The organism is Paenarthrobacter histidinolovorans, from assembly GCF_014647595.1.
GTDB lineage: Bacteria > Actinomycetota > Actinomycetes > Actinomycetales > Micrococcaceae > Arthrobacter > Arthrobacter histidinolovorans.
The window spans coordinates 1-22,416 of record NZ_BMPM01000014.1 but is presented as its reverse complement, the minus strand read 5'-3'; the positions used below and the strand labels follow the sequence as shown (position 1 = coordinate 22,416).

Annotated in this window: 17 protein-coding genes, 1 rRNA gene and 1 pseudogene; 8 read left to right on the top strand and 11 right to left on the bottom strand. The window is 64.2% G+C overall.

Annotated features, from left to right (window positions below; translation table 11 throughout):
• The first annotated feature begins 16 nt into the window (after nucleotides 1–16).
• The 6 genes from IEY62_RS21225 (at nucleotide 17) to IEY62_RS21200 (ending at nucleotide 7,259) form a co-directional block, all read left to right on the top strand.
• Nucleotides 17–1,054: an ABC transporter permease gene (locus IEY62_RS21225; protein WP_229785513.1), complete on the top strand. Its 1,038-nt coding sequence runs from the start codon at nucleotides 17–19 to the stop codon at nucleotides 1,052–1,054.
• A gap of 50 nt (nucleotides 1,055–1,104) precedes the next feature.
• Entirely contained in the window at nucleotides 1,105–2,829 is a 1,725-nt protein-coding gene (locus IEY62_RS21220) for an ABC transporter substrate-binding protein (RefSeq protein WP_189021392.1), read from the top strand.
• Nucleotides 2,830–2,910: 81 nt separating this feature from the next.
• Complete coding sequence (locus IEY62_RS21215; RefSeq protein WP_189021391.1) at nucleotides 2,911–3,912, top strand: ABC transporter permease; 1,002 nt, start codon at nucleotides 2,911–2,913, stop codon at nucleotides 3,910–3,912.
• On the top strand, nucleotides 3,909–4,961 hold the full coding sequence (locus IEY62_RS21210) for an ABC transporter ATP-binding protein (RefSeq protein WP_189021390.1): 1,053 nt from the start codon (nucleotides 3,909–3,911) through the stop codon (nucleotides 4,959–4,961). Before IEY62_RS21215 ends, IEY62_RS21210 begins: the two co-directional genes overlap by 4 nt.
• An 8-nt stretch (nucleotides 4,962–4,969) precedes the next feature.
• The gene (locus IEY62_RS21205; RefSeq protein ID WP_189021389.1) at nucleotides 4,970–5,992 is read left to right on the top strand and encodes an ABC transporter ATP-binding protein; all 1,023 of its coding nucleotides are present in this window, start codon (nucleotides 4,970–4,972) and stop codon (nucleotides 5,990–5,992) included.
• A gap of 37 nt (nucleotides 5,993–6,029) precedes the next feature.
• Complete coding sequence (locus IEY62_RS21200; RefSeq protein ID WP_189021388.1) at nucleotides 6,030–7,259, top strand: amidohydrolase family protein; 1,230 nt, start codon at nucleotides 6,030–6,032, stop codon at nucleotides 7,257–7,259.
• 83 nt (nucleotides 7,260–7,342) lie between these two features.
• On the opposite strand, the gene IEY62_RS21195 is transcribed toward IEY62_RS21200, so the two are convergent.
• The 8 genes and pseudogenes from IEY62_RS21195 to IEY62_RS21160 form a co-directional block, all read right to left on the bottom strand.
• Nucleotides 7,343–7,828 (bottom strand): pyridoxamine 5'-phosphate oxidase family protein, encoded by a 486-nt coding sequence (locus tag IEY62_RS21195; RefSeq protein ID WP_189021387.1) that lies wholly within the window; start codon nucleotides 7,826–7,828, stop codon nucleotides 7,343–7,345.
• Nucleotides 7,825–9,048, bottom strand: coding sequence for an MFS transporter (locus IEY62_RS21190; RefSeq protein ID WP_189021386.1), 1,224 nt, complete (start codon nucleotides 9,046–9,048; stop codon nucleotides 7,825–7,827). The genes IEY62_RS21195 and IEY62_RS21190 overlap by 4 nt, the downstream gene beginning before the upstream one ends.
• Nucleotides 9,049–9,261: 213 nt before the next feature.
• A pseudogene (locus IEY62_RS21185) lies at nucleotides 9,262–10,439 on the bottom strand (Cmx/CmrA family chloramphenicol efflux MFS transporter).
• A 252-nt stretch (nucleotides 10,440–10,691) separates the two neighbouring features.
• Nucleotides 10,692–12,155 carry an FAD-binding oxidoreductase gene (locus IEY62_RS21180; protein WP_189021385.1) on the bottom strand — a complete coding sequence of 488 codons (1,464 nt, stop codon included), beginning with the start codon at nucleotides 12,153–12,155 and terminating at the stop codon, nucleotides 10,692–10,694.
• 113 nt (nucleotides 12,156–12,268) lie between these two features.
• The gene (locus tag IEY62_RS21175) at nucleotides 12,269–14,203 is read right to left on the bottom strand and encodes a glycoside hydrolase family 13 protein (RefSeq protein WP_189021384.1); all 1,935 of its coding nucleotides are present in this window, start codon (nucleotides 14,201–14,203) and stop codon (nucleotides 12,269–12,271) included.
• A 2-nt stretch (nucleotides 14,204–14,205) separates the two neighbouring features.
• Nucleotides 14,206–15,138 carry a sugar ABC transporter permease gene (locus IEY62_RS21170; RefSeq protein WP_189021383.1) on the bottom strand — a complete coding sequence of 311 codons (933 nt, stop codon included), beginning with the start codon at nucleotides 15,136–15,138 and terminating at the stop codon, nucleotides 14,206–14,208.
• Nucleotides 15,138–16,775 (bottom strand): ABC transporter permease subunit, encoded by a 1,638-nt coding sequence (locus IEY62_RS21165; protein ID WP_189021382.1) that lies wholly within the window; start codon nucleotides 16,773–16,775, stop codon nucleotides 15,138–15,140. The genes IEY62_RS21170 and IEY62_RS21165 overlap by 1 nt, the downstream gene beginning before the upstream one ends.
• Before the next feature lie 93 nt (nucleotides 16,776–16,868).
• Complete coding sequence (locus tag IEY62_RS21160; protein ID WP_189021381.1) at nucleotides 16,869–18,167, bottom strand: sugar ABC transporter substrate-binding protein; 1,299 nt, start codon at nucleotides 18,165–18,167, stop codon at nucleotides 16,869–16,871.
• Nucleotides 18,168–18,376: 209 nt separating this feature from the next.
• On the opposite strand from IEY62_RS21160, the gene IEY62_RS21155 reads away from it, so the two are divergent.
• Together IEY62_RS21155 and IEY62_RS21150 are read left to right on the top strand one after the other, a co-directional pair.
• Entirely contained in the window at nucleotides 18,377–20,104 is a 1,728-nt protein-coding gene (locus tag IEY62_RS21155; protein ID WP_229785510.1) for a glycoside hydrolase family 13 protein, read from the top strand.
• A 20-nt stretch (nucleotides 20,105–20,124) separates the two neighbouring features.
• Nucleotides 20,125–21,147: a LacI family DNA-binding transcriptional regulator gene (locus tag IEY62_RS21150; RefSeq protein WP_189021379.1), complete on the top strand. Its 1,023-nt coding sequence runs from the start codon at nucleotides 20,125–20,127 to the stop codon at nucleotides 21,145–21,147.
• A gap of 33 nt (nucleotides 21,148–21,180) precedes the next feature.
• Here IEY62_RS21150 and IEY62_RS21145 read toward each other — a convergent pair whose 3' ends face one another.
• The 3 genes from IEY62_RS21145 to rrf form a co-directional block, all read right to left on the bottom strand.
• Nucleotides 21,181–21,639, bottom strand: coding sequence for a GNAT family N-acetyltransferase (locus tag IEY62_RS21145; RefSeq protein ID WP_189021402.1), 459 nt, complete (start codon nucleotides 21,637–21,639; stop codon nucleotides 21,181–21,183).
• A 55-nt stretch (nucleotides 21,640–21,694) separates the two neighbouring features.
• Nucleotides 21,695–22,189, bottom strand: coding sequence for an SRPBCC domain-containing protein (locus IEY62_RS21140; RefSeq protein ID WP_189021378.1), 495 nt, complete (start codon nucleotides 22,187–22,189; stop codon nucleotides 21,695–21,697).
• Nucleotides 22,190–22,290: 101 nt separating this feature from the next.
• Nucleotides 22,291–22,407, bottom strand: a 5S ribosomal RNA gene (gene rrf / locus IEY62_RS21135).
• Between the last annotated feature and the right edge of the window lie 9 nt (nucleotides 22,408–22,416).

Genomic DNA, 22,416 nt, shown 5'->3' with positions numbered 1-22,416 from the left:
GAAACGAGCAGAACCGTTGACCCAGATACAATCCGTCGAACCAAGTACCGGCAGCCCGCCGCTGCCTCCGGCAACGACGCCGGAACGCAAAGCGGCGGCACCTGCCGAAGCCCGCTCACTGCTCGCTACCGCATGGATGAGGATCCGGCGCAGCAAGGTGGCACTTCTTAGCCTGTGCGTTGTGGTGGCCATTCTGCTGTTCGCCATCCTGGCCCCGGTGCTCAGCGCCATGTCAGGCAACGATCCCTACACGTCAAACACCAGCCCTGAAGTTCTGGACGACTTCCAGACACCCGGGCTGCCGCTGCCGGGCTTCATGTACCCGTCGGCCCAGCATTGGTTGGGTGTGGAGCCCGGTCTGGGCCGGGACCTCTTCGCGCGGCTTGCCTACGGCGGCCAGGTCTCACTGACCATTGCGCTGCTGTCCACCGCGGTTTCCGTGGTCCTCGGCACGGTTCTGGGCGCAGCGGCCGGCTACTTCGGCGGCAAAACGGATGCCATCATCAGCCGGATCATGGACCTTTTCCTGGCGTTCCCGCACCTTCTCCTGGTGCTCTCGCTGACGCCCATCCTGCAGTCACGGCTCCGCGATACCCCGCTGGGCGAAGGCAGCTTCCTGCCCATGGCTTCGCTGGTGATCATCCTGGGCTTCTTCGGCTGGGCCTATCTTGCACGCATTGTCCGCGGCCAGGTGCTGAGCCTCCGCGAGCGCGAATTCGTCGAAGCCGCCCGGTCCTTCGGCGCCTCACACCTCAGCGTCCTGTTCCGGCAGATCATCCCCAACGTCATGGGTGTTGTCCTGGTGTACGCCACCATGCTGATCCCCACCAATATCTCCGCCGAAGCAGCCCTGTCCTTCCTGGGCGTCGGCGTCAAGGACCCCACACCGTCGTGGGGCCAGATGCTCAACGCTGCCCAGTCCGGCAACTGGTACCTCAGCGACCCATGGTTCCTGGCAGTGCCGGGCATCATGCTCATCGTCACCGTGCTGGCCTTCAACCTCCTGGGCGACGCCGTCCGGGATGCCCTGGACCCCAAAGCCTCACGTAGTTGAATTCAGCCACTCATCCCCCGCACCGCCCTTCACCCTCTCCAAGGAGCATCATGAAAACCCCCGCAAGAGCCCTTGCTCTTTCCGTCCTGATTGCCATGGCAGCCACTGGCTGCGGCGCAGGCCAGAACCAGCCCAGCAGTTCCAAGCCCGCCGAGTCGGTCACTGAACTGGCCCCCAACGTGGTCAAGTCAGGCTTCAGCGGCAAAGGCGGCAACCTCAACGTCCTGATGTCCTCGGACTTCCAGACCCTGGATCCGGGCAACAGCAACTACGTCCAGACTGCCAACGTCGGCCAGCTCTACTACCGCACGCTGACCATGGCCAAGGAAACGGCGGGCCAGCCGCCAACGGTGGTCCCGGACCTCGCCACGGACACCGGCAAAGTCTCCGACGACGGCCTCAGCTGGACGTTCACCCTCAAGGAAGGCGTGAAGTACGAAGACGGAACGCCCATCACCTCGGCAGACATCAAGTACGGTGTGGAGCGCACCTTTGCGCAGGACGTCTTCACCCAGGCGCCGCAGGAGCTCAATGCAGCGCTCGACGCCGGCGGGTACAAGGGGCCGTACAAGGATCCTGCCGCTGTGCTTCAGGCAGTTGAAACGCCTGATGAGCGCACCGTGGTCTTCCATCTGAAGAAGCCGTTCGCGGAGTTCCCTGCCCTGGCATCGCGCTCCAACACTGCTCCGGTCCCCAAGGCCAAGGACACCAAGCTGGATTACACCAACCACCCCGTATCCTCGGGACCGTACATGGTGGAGTCCTACAACCGCGGCAAGTCGCTCAAGCTGGTCCGCAACCCGCATTGGGATCCGGCTACGGATCCCAACCGTTCCGCCCTCCCGGACACCTTCAGCTTCTCGCTCTCCACGTCCCAGGCCACCATCAGCCAGCAGTTGCTTGCCGACTCGGACCCCAACGCCATCACGCTCGACTCCAACGGCGCCCTCCAAACCTCGGACTCGGCCAAACTGGCCGACGCCAAGGTCAAGGACCGCGTAGCGTCGGGCCTGCTGGGCTGCAACGACGTCCTGAGCCTGAACACCCAGAAGATCAAGGACCCCGATGTCCGCAAGGCCATCGCCTTGGCCCTGGACCGCCAGTCCATCCTGGTCCAGTACGGCGGACGCCGCTTCGGCGAGATCACCCAGAGCCCACTGAACTCCAAGATGCGCGGTTACGTGGAAACCGAACTGGAACTGGATCCCACCGGCAAGCCCAAGCTCGAGGAAGCCAAGAAGCTCCTGGAAGGCAAGGACTACCCCAAGACCCTGACCTACGGCTACGCCAACAACCGGGACGCCTTCAAGAACACCGGCACCGTGGTCCAGCAGAACCTCAAGGCCCTGGGCATCGATGTGGAACTGGTTCCGATCCCCGCCCCGAACTACTACTCGGTCCTTGCCAGCGAGCAGCTCCCGGACATGGGCCGTTCCGGTTGGTGCGGCGGCGCTGACCCGGCATCTGTCCGTACCTCCGCCGACCCGCTGCTGGGACCGAACAACGACGGCACCAGCTACGGCTTCTCCAACACCTCCCGTTACTTCGACCCCGTTGTTTCCAAGGCCATGTTCGATCTGCGCAACACGGATGGCAGCTCCGAGGAACTCGGCAAGAAGTGGTCCGAGGCCTTCGGTTCGGCTCTGAAGACCTACCCGATCGTCCCGCTCATCCGCAGCCACACCAACAGCGTGGTCGGCTCGAATGTCCGCAACGCCCAGGTGGGCTACTTCTTCGGCGGCATCGACCTCTCCATCGTCGGCGTCGAGCAATAACCGGGCTTCGATAACCATTCGGGCATAGTCCAGAAGGAGAAGCGGGCCGCCTGCCCCGGCGGGCGGCCCGCAACCACCACCATGATGACTTTCATTCTTCGCCGGACCGGATCGCTGGTCCTGCTGCTTGCCGCCGTCAGCTTTATTACCTTCACGCTTTTCCAGCTCGGTCCGTCCGATCCCGCCGCTGCAGCCTGCGGCCAGGAGTGCACTCCCGAACGCGTGGCTGAAGCCCGCGTTGCCCTGGGCATGGACCAGCCGTTCCTTGTCCAATACGTCGACTACGTCCGAGGCTTCTTCTCCCCGCGCATGATCGGCGCCCCGGGAGCCCAGACGCTCTGTGAATGGCCGTGCCTGGGCAAGTCATTCCAAACCAACGAGAACGTTGCCGACATCATCGGCCGCTCATTGCCTTACACCTTCTCCATGGCCATCGGCGCACTGGTCTTGTGGACCATCACCGGCGTCGGACTGGGGCTGCTGGCCGCCCTCCGCAAAGGTTCTCCCGTGGACAAGTTCATCGTGGGCGCTGCCTCGGTGGGAGTCTCGCTGCCGATCCCCGTCACCGGCCTGTTCCTGCTGCTCCTGTTCGTCAACCAGCTGCACGTCCTGCCGTTCACCACGAACGAGATCAGCAGCCCCTTTGGACCGCAGGGTCCGGGAGCCTGGGTGGCCAACTACCTGTTGCCGTGGATCGCCCTGGCCGTCCTGTTCAGCGCCTCCTATATCCGGGTCACGCGAACCAACATGATCGAGACGTTCGGCGAGGACTTCATCCGGACCGCCCGCGCGAAGGGCCTTGCACCCCGGACCGTCACCTTCAAACACGGTGTACGCGCAGGCATCACCCCGGTTGTCACCATGCTTGGAATGGACATCGGCCTGCTGCTCGGCGGCGCGGTCCTCACCGAGCAGATCTTCTCCGTTCCGGGCCTGGGCTTCACCGCAGTACATGCGGCCATTTCCGGCGACCTTCCAGTCACCATGGCCATCACCATGCTGGCCGCGTTCTTCGTCATCGTTGCCAACGTTGCCGTGGACCTCGCCTACGCCGCCATCGATCCCCGAGTGAGGCTCCAATGACCCAGCTGCATACCAACACCGCGAGCGCGAGTGCCGGAGGGACGGCAACCGTTGCTTTCCTTGAAGTCCGCGACCTCACCGTGAAGTTCCCTACGGATGACGGCGTTGTCTCCGCAGTGAACGGCATGGACTTCGCCCTTGAACGTGGCCAAACCCTGGGCATCGTGGGCGAATCCGGTTCCGGGAAGTCTGTCACCAGCCAGGCCTTGATGGGCTTGCTCAAGGGCACCTCCGCCCAGGTGACAGGGCAGGCCATGTTCCAGGGCAAGGACCTGGTCACTCTGCCCGAGTCCTCCATGCGAAAGCTCCGCGGCCGCAACATCGGCATGATCTTCCAGGATCCACTTTCGGCGTTGCACCCCTTCTACACCGTGGGCCACCAGATTGCCGAGGCCTATCTGGTCCATAACAAGGCGAGCAAGAAGCAGGCCCGGGCGGCCGCCGTCGACATGCTGGGAAGGGTGGGCATCCCCAGCCCGGAGCAGCGCTTCGACGAGTACCCGCACCACTTCTCCGGCGGCATGCGCCAGCGTGCCATGATCGCGATGGCCCTGATCTGCGAGCCCGAGCTGCTGATCGCCGACGAACCCACCACAGCGTTGGACGTGACCGTCCAGGCCCAGATACTGGATCTGATGTCCGGGCTCCAGGAGGAAACCAACTCGGCCCTCATCCTCATCACCCACGACCTCGGTGTGGTGGCCGAGGTCTGCGACAACGTGCTGGTCATGTACGGCGGACAATGCGTCGAGTCCGGTCCGGTGGACGACATTTTCTACGAGACCCGGCATCCCTACACCCTGGGCTTGCTCAACTCCATGCCCACGCTGAACAGCGCCGCGGGCCAGCTGAACCCGATACCCGGCCAGCCGCCGTCGCTCCTTGACCTGCCCAAGGGCTGCATCTTCAGCGCACGGTGCCAGTACGCCGAACTGGTCGGCGACGGCGTCTGCGCCAGGCAGCGGCCGGAGCTGACAATCGACGACGGCCACGGCAAGCGTTGCCACTTGAGCGGCCCGCAGATCATCACCATCCGGAATTCGCGTTAGGACCGTCCATGGAACACGAACCAATTCTCCAGGTGGAGAACCTGCAAAAGCACTTCCCGCTGAAGGGCGGCCTGCTGCCGGGCGCCCCCAAACGCTCGGTCAAGGCGGTCGACGGCGTGTCTTTCAGTCTCGCCCGCGGCCAGACTTTGGGGCTCGTGGGTGAGTCCGGTTGCGGTAAATCGACCACCGGCCGCATGGTTGCCCGCCTTATGGATCCGACGGGTGGACGGATTGTGATCGACGGCGTTGACATCAGCCAACTGCGGGGCCGGGAGCTGTACAACTTCCGGCGCAAGGTCCAGATGATCTTCCAGGATCCTTTCGCCTCCCTGAATCCGCGGCAGACCGTGGGCACGGCCATTGCCGCTCCCATGGTGGCGCAAAAGATCAACCCTCCGGGCGGCCTGAAGAACCGGGTCAAGGAACTCCTGGACCAGGTGGGACTGAAGCCGGAACACTACAACCGCTTCCCGCATGAATTCTCCGGCGGACAACGGCAGCGTGTGGGCATTGCCCGGGCGATTTCCCTGAACCCTTCAGTCATCGTGTGCGACGAGCCGGTGTCTGCGCTGGACGTCTCCGTGCAGGCGCAGGTGGTGAACCTCCTGCAGCAGATCCAGCGCGAGACCGGCGTTTCCTACATCTTCATCGCCCACGACCTCTCCGTGGTCCGGCACATCTCCCACCAGGTTGCCGTGATGTACCTGGGCAAGATCGTGGAGCAGGGACCCCGCGACGAACTCTTCGAAAACCCCCTGCATCCCTACACCAAAGCTTTGCTGTCTGCAGTGCCCCTGCCGGATCCGCGGGCGGCCAGGGAACAGGTGAAGATCCGGCTTCGAGGCGACCTGCCGTCCCCTGCCAATCCGCCCAGCGGCTGTGTGTTCCGGACCCGTTGCCCGCTGATCGGGACACTTCCCGAGGAACAACGCCAACGCTGCATCAACGAAATTCCAACACCCGCTGCGTCCGCTGCACCGGCCTGCCACCACGTTGGTATGGCCGCATCGGCCCTGGCAGGCGTGAAATAGACGCAGGCAACAGATTCACAACCAAAAGGAGTAACCATTGAATACCCTGATCCGTGCCGTCCGCCCCTGGGGGCAAGCGCTCAGCGATGTCACCATTGTGGCGGGCGAAGCAGGCGGCAAGATCACCGGCGTCGAACCTCATGACCCGGACCGTGCCGTTCCAGCAGACGTAACCGTAGTGGAGGGCCGCGGACGCTTGCTGCTGCCGTCGTTCTCCGACGTCCACGTGCACCTCGATTCCACCCGCATCGGACTGCCGTTCCGCGAGCACACCGGCGGCCCGGGCGTGTGGACCATGATGATGAACGACCGGCAGAACTGGCGCAACGCCGAGGTACCCCTGCAGGATCGCGTGAACGACACGCTCGGCAGGATGATCGCCCGGGGCACCACCCGCGTCCGCTCCTACGCGCAGGTTGATGTGGACTGCAGGCTGGAACGCTTCGACGCCGTTGCTGCCGCCAAGGAGAAGTTCGCCGGCCAGGCCTCGGTAGACATCATTGCTTTCCCCCAAGCCGGGCTGTTGCTGGAGGAAGGGACTGTTGAACTCATGGAGGAAGCGCTCAAAGCCGGAGCCAACGTGATGGGTGGCATCGATCCCTGCACGCTGGACCGGGACCCGGCGAAACACCTCGACATTGTGTTCGGCCTCGCCGAAAAGTACCAGGTACCCATTGATATCCACCTTCACGAACCCGGCGAACTGGGAGTCTTCAGCACGGACCTGATTCTGGAGCGCACCCGGGCTTTGGGTATGCAGGGCAAGGTCACCATGTCCCATGCCTACCAACTGGGCAGTGTCAATGAGGCCACCACGCGCAGGCTGATCGATGCCTTCGCGGAACTGGATGTCTCCTTGGCTTCCGTGGCACCTTCTGCTGCGGGCCAGCTGCCCATCCCGTTGCTGACCGAGGCCGGAGTCCGGCTTGGCCTGGGCGAGGACGGCCAGCGCGACTACTGGTCCCCCTACGGCAACACCGACATGCTGGACCGGACATGGCAGCTCGCCTTCACCCATGGCTTCCGGAAGGACGAGTTGATCGAGCACTGCCTGGCCATCGCCACCATCGGTGGGGCGAGCATCCTCGACCCCGGCGCGACCCGGCTGAAGGACACAGCCCACCGTCCCGGCGTCGAAGTTGGCGATCCCGCCGAACTCCTCCTGGTGGACGGCGAAACGGTGGCGTCCACGGTGATGGACCGTGGCAAGGACCGCACTGTCATTCACGCCGGCAAGGTTGTAGCCGACCAGCTGGAACTGGTCTAGCCGCAACGAAACCCGCCCCTTGACCGACCCCTCTCCGTCCATCGGTGAGGGTGACGATCAGGGGCGGGTTTTCGCGTTGGGGTCTACTCCCCGGCTGCCCTGGGTGCGTCATCCAGCGGCGTCCACCAGGTCACGGCAGGCGTCACCGTGAAGCGACGGCCCGTCACCTCGCTGGGCGTAATGCGGATAAACTGGTCCTTCTGCCCGGCCTCCCACGGAAACAGCAGGAGACCGACGGTATCGAGCACGTCCTGCGTCAGCTTCACGGCGGACGCTCGGCCCTTGACCACCACGCTCCATGCCACGCCCGTTTCGGCGTTGACCCCGTCGGCTTCGATGGCCACTGGTGTGTCACTGAGCGCAGCGTGAAGCTTGGTTCCTTCACCGGTCCGGAACACCATGGTTCCGTGGTCAACCTTGTAATTCACAGGGAAGATGTCCGGGTGGTCGTCCACCCACACGGCAAGCCTGCCCACTGAGACACCCCGGAGGAGCTCCCAGCATGCGCTGGTTTCAAGGATTTCGGTGGCGGGTGTTGCTGGCTGGTTCGTCCCTGATGAGTTCGTCATATGGCCGAGGATACGCCGCGGGGTTGCGCCCCGACAGGCCCGGCCGGCTCCGGGGCTGACTCGGCTGATCCCACGCTGACCACTGGTCCACGGATTGCGAAGAATCCAGCACCGGCCAGCACCACCGCTTCCGCGGCAAGCACGCAGAACGTCACTGCCCACCCCCCTGTCATCGCATGCAGCAGACCTGCCAGCAGCGGGCCGAGGGAAGCCAGGGCGAATCCGAATCCCTGGCTCATGGCCGATAGCCGCCCGGCAGACTGCGGACCGGCTGACCGGATCACCACCAGGGCCATGGCCAATCCGAACCCGGCGCTCTGGACAACACCCAGAACCCCGACGGCGACGAACTGCAGTTCCGTAGGCGCCACGAGCACGCCCAGGAGGGCAACGGCCACCGACAATCCCAGCCCCGGTGCCATGATCCGCAGGATACGCGGACGGCTGGCAAGGACGGGGGCGAGCAAACTCGCCGGAAGTCCCGCCAGGCTGAACCAAGCGAGCAAGGCGGCGGAGTCGGCCGACGAAAGACTCCGGGATACCAGGTACACGGCCAGCCAGGACGTGATGGCGAAGTACAGCATGGCCTGGAGACCAAAGAACGCCGTGACAGCCCACGCAGTGCGCTGTCTCCGCAGCGGCGTGGCTGTACCGGAGGCGCCGGACACCGTGCCCCCGGAGGCGGGTGCCGCCGTCGGCCGTCCTCCGGGGCGATGGATCAGGAACGCGCCCATCAGGGCGGGGACCGCCCACGCCGCCAACGCTGACGGCAGGCTGCCGCCGAAGGCGTGCTCCAACGGTTGGACCAGTCCCGCCCCGAGGGCCGCGCCAAGACCGAATCCCATGGTGCACAGGCCCGTCCACCAGCCGGTGCCACGATTGGCTTTGACGATCTGGGGTACCAGCACGCTGGCGGTCATGATGGCCATGCCCGCCACGAATGTGCCGGGCAACAGCAGCGCAGGCACGGTCGCCCGAACGATCAAGGCCGCAGCCAGCACCAACAGGGCCACCGCAACGGCACGCCCGGTTCCAACCCGCCGGGCCAGCCAAGGCCCGATCGGACCCGAAATACCAAAGGCCAGCACCGGCAATGTCCCCAACAGGGGAAGCAGCGCTGGATCCAGACCAAACACCCCAGGCACCTGGTTCATCACCCCGGCGACGGTGGTAATGGCCGGCCGGAGATTGATGGAAACCATAATGAGTGCAATCAACATCAAGCCCGTAGAGAGCCGGCCCCCACTCCCCGAAGGTCGGACACCAGCTCGGTGCTGTTCTTCCACGTCAATCTCCTCATAACAACTTTGGTATACCAAGTAAGACTATGAGGAGATTGGCGGAATGTAAATGCGGAGAATCAGGGGCGCCTCTTGTGACAATCATCGCCACTCTGGAATTTTGGAATACCAAGGCGCGGGCCTAGGAGCAAGTCAATGCCTGGCATCCGCAACGGTCTTCGTGACCGTACGCCCGGTTGCAAGGATGACAACAAGTGCGATCCCCGTCAGCGCCGAGGCGACCCAGAACGGTGCAGGCAACCCCAGTCCGGCGTTGAGTCCGAAAGCACCGAGCACCGGCCCCGCGGCAGCTCCTGTGTTCAATGCTGCGGTTGCATAGGAACCTCCCATCGTTGGTGCATCCGAGGCGGCATACAGCACCCGCGCGATCAGGGTGCTGCCGACACCGAACGACAAGAAACCCTGGACAAGGACCAGGACCATAAGGGCAACGGGATGCGATGCGAGCAACGCCAACACGATCCAACCCGTCAGCAGCAATGGTCCGCCGACTGCGAGCACGGCTGCGGGGCGCCGGTCTGATAATTGTCCTGCGACCGTGACGCCGAAGAAGGAACCAATGCCATACAGCACCAGCGCCACGGAAACCCACTCTTCGGTCAGAGCGGCGGCCCCCGTCACCACCGGCGCCAGGAAGGTCAATGCAGCAAAGGTCCCTCCATTGATCAGGCTCCGAGTCCCATGGCAACGACGAGTCCCGGCTTCGCCAACTGGCTGAGTTCGGCTCTGAGCCTCGGCGATGACGCGTCGGTCACTGCTTGGCGGGCGGTGTTGGTGGTGCCCCTGGCGACTCCAAAAATCGCGGGAACACAGAGGATGGTGATGGCCCAGAACGTCGTTCGCCAGCCCAACGCTGTACCAAGCAGCGCTCCGGCGGGGACGCCCGCGACGGTGGCGATCGTCGTACCGGAGAGCAGGACCGACAACGCTCGTCCCTTCTGGTCCGCTGGCACCAGTGTTGTGATGGTACTCAGTGCCAGGGCGAGGAACCCGGCGTTTGAAAACGCGCTGAGCACCCGGGTGATGAGGAGCAACGGGAACGCGGACGTCATCGCTCCGATGACGTGGCATCCCGCGAACACAGCAAGGCAGACGATGAGCGCGACCCTGGGCGGCCAGCGCCGGGCAAAGGCCGCCATGACCGGCGCGCCGATGACCATGCCGGCCGCGAAAGCTGATGTCAGCAGGCCCGCCGTGCCGATAGGGACGTCAAGTTCGGTCGCAATCGCAGGAAGCAATCCCGCGAGCATGAATTCTGAAGTGCCCATGACGAAGACCGCCAGGGCGAGCATGTAGAGAGCAAAAGGCATCGAGTACTCCGAGGTGAGAGATCAAGAAATGGTTCTTCTTGTCGACACTCGGCCAGCGCCCCGGCTACGCCAGAGATACACCCACAGAACGTGGGCGCCGCAACTAGTGGATCAGTTGCAAACAGTGGATCAGTTGCAAACAGTGGATCAGGGGGCTGGCGGTGTGACCGACAACCCCTGACTTGTCTGACTCGGGACTCGACATGTCCCACACTCTACAGCGCTCAACAGAATGCGGCCCGGACGTCACACCTAGATGGCCTTCCCCGGATTCAGGATCCCCTGCGGATCGAACAGCTCCTTGATCCGCCGCTGCAACTGCCGCACCGGCTCAGGCTGCTCAAGCCCCAGCCAGCGGAGCTTGTACTGCCCGATCCCGTGCTCGCCCGTGATGGTCCCGCCCATCTCCAGGCCTACCCGGATGGATTCGTCGAGGGCGGCGTTGAGACGAACCAGTGCGTCGGCGTCCGTGGCGGGGTCTACCCGGTCCATCCAGAACGTGGGGTGCAGGTTGCCGTCGCCGGCGTGGGCCACTACTTTGAGGCGCACCTGGAAGCGCGCGGCCATGGCTTCGAGTTCGGCGACGAAGTCCACCAGGCGTGAACGCGGCACCGCAATGTCCTCCCCTACCCTGAACTCGTCGTCGACTTCCACGCCGCGGCTGTTGCGGCGGAGTTCCACCAACATTTCTGCCTCCGCGCTGGCTTCGGTGGTGACCGTGGCGCCGCCTGCGGCGAGAACCTGCCGGACGACGTCGGCTTCCGCAGCGGCGCCGAAGCCGTCAGTCTGGATGAGGAGCAGGGATTTGCCGCGCTTTTGCAGGTCGCCTCCGTGCAATTCGTCCAGTTGCTCCAGGGTCCCGTTGTCCAGCAGCTCCATGATGGCGGGTTGTACCCTGGCCCGGCCAACGGCCAGCACGCCGGCCGCAGCGTTGCGGAAGTCCTGGTAGAACGCAGCGATCGTGTGGACTTCGCGCGGGAGGTACTTCAGCCGGACGGTAATCCCCACCACGATGCCCAGGGTTCCCTCCGAGCCCACCAGCAGCGCGGTCAGGTCATAGCCGGCCACGCCTTTGAAGGTCTGGTGACCGGTATGCAGCAACGAACCGTCCGCCATGACAACATCCAGCGCCAGCACGGAATCGCGGGTCACACCGTATTTGGCGCAGCGCAGGCCGCCGGCGTTTGTGGCCACGTTGCCGCCGATGGTGGACATTTTGTAGCTCGCCGGGTCAGGCGCGTACATGAGTCCGTGCGGGGCGGCGGCTGCGTTCAGGTCGGCGTTGATGACGCCCGGTTCGACGACGGCGGTTTCGTCATCGGCGTTGAGGTCCAGGATGCGGTTCATCCGTTCCAGGCTCAGGACGATGCAGCCTTCGGTGGCGTGCGCTCCTCCTGATACGCCGGTGCCCGCACCACGGGCGACGATCGGCACCTGGTGTTCGGCGCAGCTGCGTACCACGTGCTGGACGTCCTCCACGGATTCGGCCCAAACAACGGCCAGGGGAAGGTGTCGCTCCACCATGGGCCCTTGATCGATCGAGTAGACCGTGAGGGTTTCTTCATCGCCAGCCAGTTGGCGGGCGTCAAGGCCGTTGGCCAGCTCCGCCAGGAAGTCCCGTTGCGCGGCCGTGTGCCGCGTAGTTTCTGTTCCGCCGCCCGTGCGGCTCCTGATGCTTTCTCCTGATGTTGCGGCGATAACCGTTTCGTCCGACAAGACATTCCCTCCACATGTGCACCGCGGACACGCCAAACCGGCAGTCTTCGCAGTGTTTTCTGTGCTGACAGTCTAGCCAGAGCGGCGGGTGCCGGCACTGCGCCTGACTGTTCTTACCGGCCCGGCACCGCTGTCCCAGGGAGCGCCCAGACGCCGGCTGATGGTCCTTCCGCCCTCAGCCACACGCCGTCGACGCCGGACGGTCCGGCCTGTGACGACGTCACCTTTCCGCAATGGTGCCGTGGCGCGGCCCCCAGAGCCTGCAATTGCGCCTCGGAGAGGACGGAGGAATCCACGATGACACTGGCGTCGCTCCTCGCCGCGAAGACCAGCGCTGAGCTCCCGGAGAATTCGCGGATGAAGACCAAGGCGTCCCCTTGGGCGTGAAGCCAGCGGACCCCGCCACCGGTCAGTGCCGGAAGCTCTTTGCGGAGCCGTCCCAGGGTGGCATAGGCGGACCGCAAGTCGTTGCGGACCAGGTCCGGAACATCCCAGGGCATGGGGGTCCGGGAGTCTTCCCCGTTGAACCCCTCCAGGCCGAACTCATCACCGGCGAACATGACGGGAACGCCCGGCAGGCAAAAGGCAAGCACTGCGCCCACTGCCGGGCCGCCGTCGATCATGACCGTTGCCGCCCGGGCGGTGTCATGCGTGTTCAGGGCGTTCATGTTGTTTTGTCGCACACCCCAGCTAAATCCCGCGGCCAGGTCCTGGTGGGTGGCCAGGAAATCCTCGGCGCCGATCCTGTTGGGCCCTGTCTGGGGTGAGCCGAAGAAGTTCACGTCAGAAGCATCCTTGGCGAGCCAGGACCACAAGGGGCGGGTGAGGTTGGAGTACGTCATGGCGCCCTGCCAGTGTTCGCCGGTGACGTCGGGCGCTGCGTCGGAGGTGGACTCGGCCAGCAGGGCGGCGTTGGGGTTGATCCCCCGCACCCGGTCGGCTATGAGCCGGGCCACCTGGTGGTTGAGGTCCACCGCTCCGAGGCGTCCGGTCATATTGCCGACGTCGATCCGCCAGCCATCGAGACTGAATGGTGGCTTGAGCCAGCGCGCCACCACCGAGTCTTCGTCCGTGATGAAGCGTCGGCGCAGGGCCTCCGAGGACCAGTTGAACTTGGGCAGGGACGGCACTCCCCACCAGGACTCGTAGCTCGAATGGTCAGCGCTGAAGTAGTAGTAGCCGGCTTCCTCCGAGCCGGGATCTGCGAGCGCTTTGACGAACCACTCGTGCGCGGCGCCCGAATGGTTCGCGGTGAGGTCCCCCATGACTTTGATCCCACGTGCATGCGCGGCCGCAACCAGCTCCACCAAAGCCTGGTCCCCGCCCAGGAGCGGGTCCACCGAGTCGAACGTGGACGCGTCGTAGCGGTGGTTGGAGCGGGCCGGGAAGAACGGAGTGAGGTACAGGACATCGACGCCGAATTCTTGGAGATAGTCCAGTTTGCCCGTGATTCCGGGCAAGTCTCCGCCGTAAAACTGCGTGGCGGCCCGCTCGCCCGTCCCGACTACCGGCTCATCCCAGGAACATTCGACGGCCCAGTCGGGAACCGGGTGGCCATCAGCCTGCTCCGAGCGGGCAAACCTGTCCGGAAACACCTGGTACATGGTGCCTTGGCGGAGCCATTCGGGCGCCGGGGCGAACGTCGTCAACCTGAAATCGGCGGCGTCGGACACATCCCGCCGGTAAAGGCCCTGGGCGTTGAGGTTCCAGTAGCTCCGCCCGACGGTGCTGCCCACTGCTTCGCCGGCGGGAGCGCCGGCGTCGTGCGTTTCTGTGACTTCCAGCAGGAAACGGTACTTGGCCACGGGGTTGGCTACCAGCATCGCCGCCTCCCACCAGTCCCAGCCGTCGGCCGCGCCCAGCCGGATGGCGGCGTCGTAGCGCGGCTCGCCGTCCTGCACGGAACGGACCCAGACCTTCGACGCCGGCCCCCACCCTTGCGGGACGCGGACCCTGAGCCGGACGGTATCGCCAAGGGAGACGGCCTCGGGGGCAGGTTGGGAAACGAAGAGGCTGGAGCCGTCGTGGTGCGGAAGGGCGATGGGCATGGTCAGCCTTTCACTGAGCCGGCGGTCAGACCGCTGACGATGTATTTCTGCAGGAAGAGGAACAAGGCCATCACGGGGATCGCGGCGATCACGGCACCTGCCGCGAAGACGCCCCAGTTTTCCGAACGCTGCTGGGCCACGTAGGAATAGAGCCCGACGGCGAGTGTCTGGCTGTCAGGATCGGTCAGCACCACGCTGGCAATGACGAACTCACTTGAAATGCCGATGAACGCCAGCAGTCCCACGACGGCCAGGATCGGAGTCACCAGGCGGAGGATGATGCCGAAGAAGATCTGGACGTGGCTGGCGCCGTCGATCTTGGCGGCCTCGTCCAGGGACTGCGGGACCGTGTTGAAGAACCCGTACATGAGGTACGTGTTCACGCCCAGTGCGCCGCCGAGGTACACCATGATCAGGCCCAGTTGGCTGCCGAGTCCCAGGGCGGGAATCACCTGCGAGATACCGCTCAAGAGCAGGAAGATCGCGACGACGGCCAACAGTTGCGGGAACATCTGCAGCAGGAGCAGCGTCAGCAAACCCACCCGGCGTCCCTTGAAGCGCATGCGGGAGAAGGCATACGCGGCCATGGCACCGAGGAATACCGTGGCGGCCGACGTCACCACGCCCACCACCAAGGTGTTCACGAACCAGCGGCCGAACGGACGGCCCGGATCGCTGAAGAGGGCCACGAAGTTGCCGGTATCGAACCTGGAGAACAGCCCGTTGGAGCCCACCAGTGTGCCGTTGGAATCCAATGCCGCGGACAGCACGTAGAGGAGGGGAAACACGGCGAAGATCGTCGTGACGACGCCCACCACGTGCCGCCAGCCCTTGTCCTTGAACCAGACCCCGAACGGACGGCGCATGGGCGCCAGCGGCGAGCGGCCGCCGTCGGACGCTGTTTCCTTGCTGGCGGCGGGAGTGCGTACGCTCATCAATTCACGTCCTCGAGTGCTTTGGTCTGCTTGAAACTGATGGCCGAAATGGTGGCCACGATGATGAAGATGATGATGGCCAGTGCGCTGGCCAGTCCGTAGTCGCGGCCGGTTCCCTGGCCGAAGGCCACCTTGTAGACCAGCGTGATCAGGATGTCCGTGGCTCCAATGTCGCGGTCAGTGTCGGCAAAGCGCGGACCACCGCCGGTGAGCATGTAAATCACGTTGAAGTTGTTGAAGTTGAACGCGAAGGACGAAATCAGCAGGGGTGCCACGGACACCAGCAGCAGCGGCAGCTTGATGGAGCGGAACACGCGCCAGGCGGAGGCGCCGTCCATGCGTGCGGCCTCGTCGATTTCGGAGGGCAGAGACTGCAGGGCGCCGGTGCAAACGAGGAACATGTAGGGGAAACCGAGCCACACGTTGACCACCAGCACGCTGATCCTGGCCAGGACGGGGTCGGTCAGCCACCCGATGTCCGCCCCGCCCAGCAGGGTCTGGTTGAGCCAGCCGAACTCGGGGTTCAGGATCCCGGACCATACCAATCCGGAGAGGAACGCCGGGAACGCATAGGGCAGGATCATGAGGATCCGGTACACCTTTTTGCCGCGGAGGTCCTCACGGTTGAACGTGATGGCCAGGAAGAGGCCCATGACGAAGGTCAGTGCCACCGATGCCACGGAGAACGTGAAGGTCCAGATGATCACGCCAAGGAGCGGTCCGCGAAGGCTGGGATCGGTGAAGGCGCGGGCAAAGTTGTCCATGCCCACGTCGATCTTCCAGCCTGTTGCCAGCGTTTCACCCTTGGAATCCGCGAACGCACCTTTGCCGTTGTCGGTGTACTGGGTGCCGGTTTCAGTGTCCGTGAACGTGTCCGTGCCGGCGTCATAGTGCAGGGCCGGCTTGAACTGGTAGGCCGTGCTACCGTCTGCAGTCCGCAGCGTCCCGTCGGCGGGGTCGTTGGAAACCGGCACCGCAATCTTCAGGATCTCCTGTTGATTGGCCACGATCTCCTGGAACTTGAGGGTCTGGTAGCCCGGCAGGGAATTCGCCTTGCCCGTCGAGTCCTTGCCCGCGCCTGTGGCGTCAGTAAGTGCTTGCCCGGTGCTCCCGATCTGCACTTTCCCGGAGGGGTCCGTGAACAGCAGGTAGAAATCGTCGCCCTTGGTGAGCACGGAGGCTTTGTAGGCAGGCGAGTCCGGGACACGCTTCTGCGCCGTCAACTGGATGGCCGAAATGGCATCCTCCTTGGTGCTGTTGTGCCCGTCGCCGTAGTTGGTGAACGCGATGTAGCCGCTGAACACCACCACCAGAACCTGGAAGACCAGCAGGAACAGCACACCTGGAGCGAGGTACTTGGCCGGCAACCCACCCTTGCGGAGGTAGATCCAGTTGATGGCCAGGACCACCAGCGCGGACACCCCCAGCGCAGCCCATGACTGGCTCAGGAAGAGCATCATCAGGACGTAGACGGCGAAAGCATCCACCAGGCCCAGCAGGACGATCTTCAGGATGGTGCCTTTGAGGGAATCGGGGTGGTGTTTGACCGGTGCATGGCGGGTATTGCCGCGGCGCGGCTGCCGCGGTGCGGGGCTGGCTGCAGTCGCCGGCAGTTCTTGGAGGTCTGGGTTTGGCATTGTGGATCCTTGCGTCAAGCGGTTGGCGGCAGGCACGGGCCGGGCGGTGGGGTGCCGCCCGGCCCGTGCCGGTGGCGTTATCCGGTTGCGGTGCTAGCCGCCGATCTTGGACTTGATGCTGGCGGCCATCTTGGTCCAGGCCTCGGCAGGGTCGCCCTGGCCCTTGATGATTGCCAACTCCGTAGCTCCCCAATCAGCCCAAACAGCGCTCATTTCGGGGATGGCCGGCATCGGGACGCCGGTGGCGCCGATCTTGCCGAACGCCTCCACCACGGGGTCGCTGGCTGCCTTTTCGAAAGATGCCTTCAGGGCCGGCGGGCGGCCACCGGCTGCGTACATCGAGTCCTGGGCAGATTCGGAGGTGAGGTAGTTGGTCACGAACTCGTTGGTGGCCAAGGCGTTGGCGCTCTTGGCGCTGATGAAGAAGCCGTTGACGCCGATGAACGGCTGAGCGGGCTCTCCACCGGCGGTCGGCAGCTCATCCACGGCGAACTTGAGGCCCTTTTTCTGGACATCCGGAACGTTCCACGGTCCGGTCAGGAAGTACGGGGATTCGCCGGCAAGGAACTTCTCTTTGGCGATGTCGCCGGTGATGTTGGAGTTGATGATTTTCTCACCGGCATCGCCCCAGGCGGCCAGTTTCTTGGCGAATTCGACGCCGGCAGCGTCGCCGATCAGGAGCTGCTTGGCGTCATAGCCACCATCGGCGTTTTTGCCGAAGACCTGGGAACCCATGGAGGACTGCAACGGGTAGAGGTGGTAAGGATCGCCCTGCTTGGGGTCCATACCCACCAGGAACGGGAACGTGGCCTTGCCGTCAGCCACGGCCTTCTTTCCGTTGGCCACAACCTCGTCCAAAGTGGCGGCTTTGCTGTCCACGATGCTGGTGTTGCGCAGGAGCGCGATGTTCTCGATGGCGTACGGGACACCGTAGACGGCGCCGTTGTAGGTCATGGCCTTGATGGAGGAATCCTGGAACTGCCCGGCCTTGTCGCCGAGTTCCACGGGGGCAATGACGCCGTTCTGGACGAATTTGCCGATCCAGTCATGGGGTCCAACAATGAGGTCCGGCCCCTGGCCGGTAGGCACTTGGGTAATGAAGTCGTCACGGACCGCAGCGAAGTCCTTGACCACGAGCTTCACTTCGATCCCGGTGTCCGACTTGAATTTCTCTGTGATGTCCTTCAGTGCCGGGGAGCGTTCGGCGTCCACCCACATTGTGATGACGCCGGCTCCGGAAGCCTTGAGGTCGGGTTTTGCGGCTTCGGAGGTGGGCGAAGTGGAAGCGTTTCCGCCACAAGCGCTCAAGGCCAGGGCTGCCACCGCTGAGATGGCTCCTGTGGTGAAAACGCGGCGTGTGGTTCGAGTCGCGAGGGTGTTATGCACCTTCATTGGTGTCCCTTTCGTTCTTTTTCCTTCGACGGCAGGGGCTCTGGGCCCGGTCGCATCGCCGGTGACATGGCTCACAACTGCAAGCGCTTCCACACACTACAGGGCTAATGCTTCTTTTGAAAAGCCAGCATGCTTGCAAGGCTGCAATGACAGCCTCCTTAGGACTGGAAACGTTTACAATTCTGCGTTTTCTCTTCTACGATGACTCCATGTCCGTTGATTCTCTGCTCCAGGTTGCGGCCCACGAGCCCCCTGCAGCCTTCTCCCAACTCACCCCGGTCCACGAAGCCTCCACGGCCCACGGATGGTGGCGCTCCGCTGTGATCTACCAGATCTACCCGCGATCCTTCCGGGACTTGAACGGCGACGGCGTCGGAGACCTGGCCGGCATCACCGCCGAACTCGAGCAACTGGCGCGTTTGGGAGTCGACGCCGTCTGGCTGTCCCCGTTCTACCGCTCACCGCAACGGGACGCCGGATACGACGTCAGCGACTACTGCGACGTCGATCCTCTGTTCGGGACCCTGACGGACTTCGATGCCCTCATCTCCGAAGCCAACAGGCTCAACCTGCGGGTCATTGCCGACATCGTTCCCAACCACTGCTCGGATCAGCACGTCGCCTTCCAGGCTGCGCTGGCCGCCGGTCCCAACAGCCCGGAGCGGGATGTTTTCATCTTCCGGGACGGCCTGGGACATGACGGCAACGAGCCACCCAACAACTGGCAGTCGCACTTCGGTGGACCAGCCTGGACGCGGATCATCGAAGCGGACGGGCAGCCGGGACAGTGGTACCTGCACCTCTTCGATTCCTCGCAGCCCGACTTCAACTGGGATAACGCCGCAGTGCACGCCGAGTTTGAACGCGTGCTCCGCTTCTGGCTGGACCGCGGCATCTCCGGATTCAGGGTCGACGTCGCCCATGCGCTGGTCAAGGCCCCCGGCCTCCCCAACTGGGGCGGCCGTCCGGACGGCAACAGCACAGAAAATTTCCCCGGCCAAGACGCGCCCATGTTCGGCCAGCCTGCCCTTCACACGATCTACCTCCGCTGGCGCGCCATCCTGGAAGAGTACGGTCCGGACCGCATTCTGTGCGCTGAGGCCAACGTGGATCCGCTCCCCCGGCTGGCCCACTGGGTACGCCCTGACGAAATGCACCAGGCCTTCAACTTCCCGTACCTGCATGCCGGCTTGGACCTCAACCGCTTGCGCCACATCATCACCGACTCCCTGGTCTCCCTGGACGCCGTGGGTGCCCCGAGCACCTGGGTGCTGTCCAACCATGACGTCGTCCGCCACGTGTCACGCTTCGGCTACGACGGCCCGGGTCCCCGCGACGGCGATGGCATCGGACCCGACGACGTCCAGCCCAACGTGGAACTCGGACGACGCCGGGCTGCCGCGGCCACCATGTTCATGCTCGGCCTCCCGGGCGGCGCCTATCTCTACCAAGGCGAAGAACTGGGCCTTCCCGATTCCTCCACCATCCCCGGAAGCCTCCGCCAAGACCCTACCTTCGCCCGCACCGGCGGAGCCAGGATCGGACGCGATGGTTGCCGCGTGCCACTGCCGTGGCGTTCCGCGGAGCCCCATGCAGGATTCGGCCACGGTCGGGATCCTTGGCTCCCCCAGCCCGAGTCCTGGCCCGCGTTGGCGAGGGATCAGCAGGAGTCCGATCCGGCGTCGCACCTTAACCTGTACCGGGCTCTGCTTGCCGAACGGGCCCGGCTCCGGCTGGGGGCAGGATCCCTCGCCTGGGTTGAGGACTACTGCACCGGCTCCGCACTGGCGTACCTCAACGGGGAAACACTGGTGATCATGAACGTCGGTGAGGAACCACTTCCGCTCCCGGCGGCCGCGGTCATCCTGCGGAGTTCCGGGGCGGACGCCACCCATCCATTAGGCTCAGGGGAGACAATCTGGCTGTCAGCCAGCTAACCTTCCCTTCAAGGAGCAGCATGACCGGCATCAAGGACGTAGCCGAGCGCGCAGGCCTGTCCGTTGCCACGGTTTCACGAGCCTTGAGCGGGAAGGGCCACGTGTCCCCCTCCAGCCGGGAACGCGCGCGGGCAGCAGCCGCGGAACTCGGTTTCGTGTTGTCGTACCATGCCTCCAGCCTTGCTTCCGGCCGCACGCACAACGTTGGCCTGGTGGTGCCCTCGGTCCACCGCTGGTTCTTTTCAGCGGTGATCGAGGGCGCTTCGGCCGCGCTCCTCGAAGCCGGCTACGACCTCACCCTGTACAACATCGGCGAAAACCCGGCTCACCGGCACAGCGTCTTCAGTGACTTCCTGCTCCGTAAAAGGGTGGACGCGGTGATCGCTGTTTCCCTGGAACTCAGCGAAGCCGAAATCCAGCAACTCCATGCGATGCACCGGCCCATCGTGGGCATCGGTGGTCCCCTCCCCGGGGCCTCGACCATCCGGATCAATGACGCGGGCATCGCGATGCAGGCCACCAACCATCTGCTGGGGCTTGGCCACACCAAGATTGCCCACATCACGGGCAGCGAAACCTACGACCAGGACTTCCAGCTGCCCGGAACCCGCCGCAGCGGGTTCGAAAAAGCAATGCACGACGCCGACTGTCCCGTAAGGCCCGAATGGATCGTTACTGCGGACTTCACCATCGAAGGCTCCTACGCCGCTGCTCGGCAGTTGCTCGCCAGTGCGCCTGAACGGCCCACCGCCGTCTTCGCAGCATCCGATGAAATGGCGATCGGTACCATCCTGGCCGCCCGCGATTTTGGACTGCGCATTCCCGAGGACCTCTCCGTGATGGGTATCGATGGACACGATCTGGGGACTGTCATGGGCCTGACCACGATCGACCAGGATGCCAAGGGGCAGGGGGCATTGGCGGTCCACACTCTGCTGGGTGCCATCAATAACGGCCTGGTCCTTGAGCCGGCCGACGCCGAACACCCCACCAGGCTGGTGGTGCGGACAAGCACGGCCGTGCCCAAGGTGGGTGCCGTCTAAGCTGGGCCCAGCCTGAACCGGGCACGGCACATCCTAGGGCAGCCGCCGCTCCATCACGAGTTCACGCTTGGAGATGTCCTGCGGATAGGGCCGGCTTGCACCCGTAGTCTCGAATCCGTGGCGGCTGTAGAAGGCCTGTGCACGGGAATTGTCCTCATGCACGCCGAGCTCCAGGCTTGCGGCCGAGAGCTCCTCCGCGGCCGCGTGGCACGCCTCCCGCAGGAGTTCGTCGGCCAACCCCAGTCCACGATGCTCAGGAGCGACGTAGACACTGATGAGCATCGCCTGCAGTGGCCGTTCAGGATCCTGCGGATGTTTGACCACTACCCTCATCAGGCCGCACAGCCTGGAACCATCCCTACCTCCATCAGCAACCAGCGTGACGCTGGCGTCACCTGACATTGCTGCCGCACGTTCCTGCCACTGAGTGTCAGTCTGCCGGCGGGCAGCTTCCAGGCTCTCGATGTAGGCCATGGGGGTGTCTGTCAGCATCTCCAGCCGGACGTTCTTCAGCAGCTGCCAGTCCCCTGCATGGAGCCTGCGGACCCTAGGCAACGGCTCCGCCCATGAACCGGGCGTAGCGCTGGAGCACTCGGGGCCAGCCTTCGGCATAGGATGCCCTGGACGCCGCGGGATCTTCCGCGCCCTCCCAACCGTCGTGGATCAGGCGCACCTCCGTACCGCCTTGAACGGCGCTGAACACCACCCGGATTTCTGTGGACCACAGGGGTGTGCCGGCTGGATACCAGCTGGCGTGGAATGACAACGGGGGCTGCCAGTCATCGATTGTTCCCCACACGGAGGTCCGGCCGTCTTCAGCCGTCTCCAGGATGAGGTTCTCCTCGAACTCAACGTGGGAACCTGCGCCGTAGACGCTCTCCTCTTCCAGTGGCCACCACAAATGGGGGTGGTCCGTAAAGCCTTGGAAGGCGTGCGATACGTTGCTGGGGACCACGACACTAACAATGAGCGGCTCGAGGTCATTGCCGCCCCCTTGGGACGACTCGGGCTCCGACTCGGGGTGGCTGAAGAGGTTTTCCATGACCACCAACTCTACCGGTGGCCGAAGCACGCAGTTGCGCCAGGGAGACAACTTAAATGCGAAGAGCCCCGACCTGTGGTCGGGGCTCTTGCGTAATGTATGTCCGGCGGTGTCCTACTCTCCCACACCCTCCCGGGTGCAGTACCATCGGCGCTGTGGGTCTTAGCTTCCGGGTTCGGAATGGGACCGGGCGTTTCCCCCACGCTATGACCGCCGTAACTCTGTTA

Coding starts and splice junctions, on each gene's coding strand:
- IEY62_RS21170 (WP_189021383.1), bottom strand. CDS start 15,138: ATGAGCGTACGCACTCCCGCCGCCAGCAAGGAAACAGCGTCCGACGGC.
- IEY62_RS21155 (WP_229785510.1), top strand. CDS start 18,377: ATGTCCGTTGATTCTCTGCTCCAGGTTGCGGCCCACGAGCCCCCTGCA.
- IEY62_RS21205 (WP_189021389.1), top strand. CDS start 4,970: ATGGAACACGAACCAATTCTCCAGGTGGAGAACCTGCAAAAGCACTTC.
- IEY62_RS21220 (WP_189021392.1), top strand. CDS start 1,105: ATGAAAACCCCCGCAAGAGCCCTTGCTCTTTCCGTCCTGATTGCCATG.
- IEY62_RS21140 (WP_189021378.1), bottom strand. CDS start 22,189: ATGGAAAACCTCTTCAGCCACCCCGAGTCGGAGCCCGAGTCGTCCCAA.
- IEY62_RS21195 (WP_189021387.1), bottom strand. CDS start 7,828: ATGACGAACTCATCAGGGACGAACCAGCCAGCAACACCCGCCACCGAA.
- IEY62_RS21175 (WP_189021384.1), bottom strand. CDS start 14,203: ATGCCCATCGCCCTTCCGCACCACGACGGCTCCAGCCTCTTCGTTTCC.
- IEY62_RS21165 (WP_189021382.1), bottom strand. CDS start 16,775: ATGCCAAACCCAGACCTCCAAGAACTGCCGGCGACTGCAGCCAGCCCC.
- IEY62_RS21190 (WP_189021386.1), bottom strand. CDS start 9,048: ATGTTGATTGCACTCATTATGGTTTCCATCAATCTCCGGCCGGCCATT.
- IEY62_RS21215 (WP_189021391.1), top strand. CDS start 2,911: ATGATGACTTTCATTCTTCGCCGGACCGGATCGCTGGTCCTGCTGCTT.
- IEY62_RS21150 (WP_189021379.1), top strand. CDS start 20,125: ATGACCGGCATCAAGGACGTAGCCGAGCGCGCAGGCCTGTCCGTTGCC.
- IEY62_RS21160 (WP_189021381.1), bottom strand. CDS start 18,167: ATGAAGGTGCATAACACCCTCGCGACTCGAACCACACGCCGCGTTTTC.
- IEY62_RS21145 (WP_189021402.1), bottom strand. CDS start 21,639: ATGCTGACAGACACCCCCATGGCCTACATCGAGAGCCTGGAAGCTGCC.
- IEY62_RS21210 (WP_189021390.1), top strand. CDS start 3,909: ATGACCCAGCTGCATACCAACACCGCGAGCGCGAGTGCCGGAGGGACG.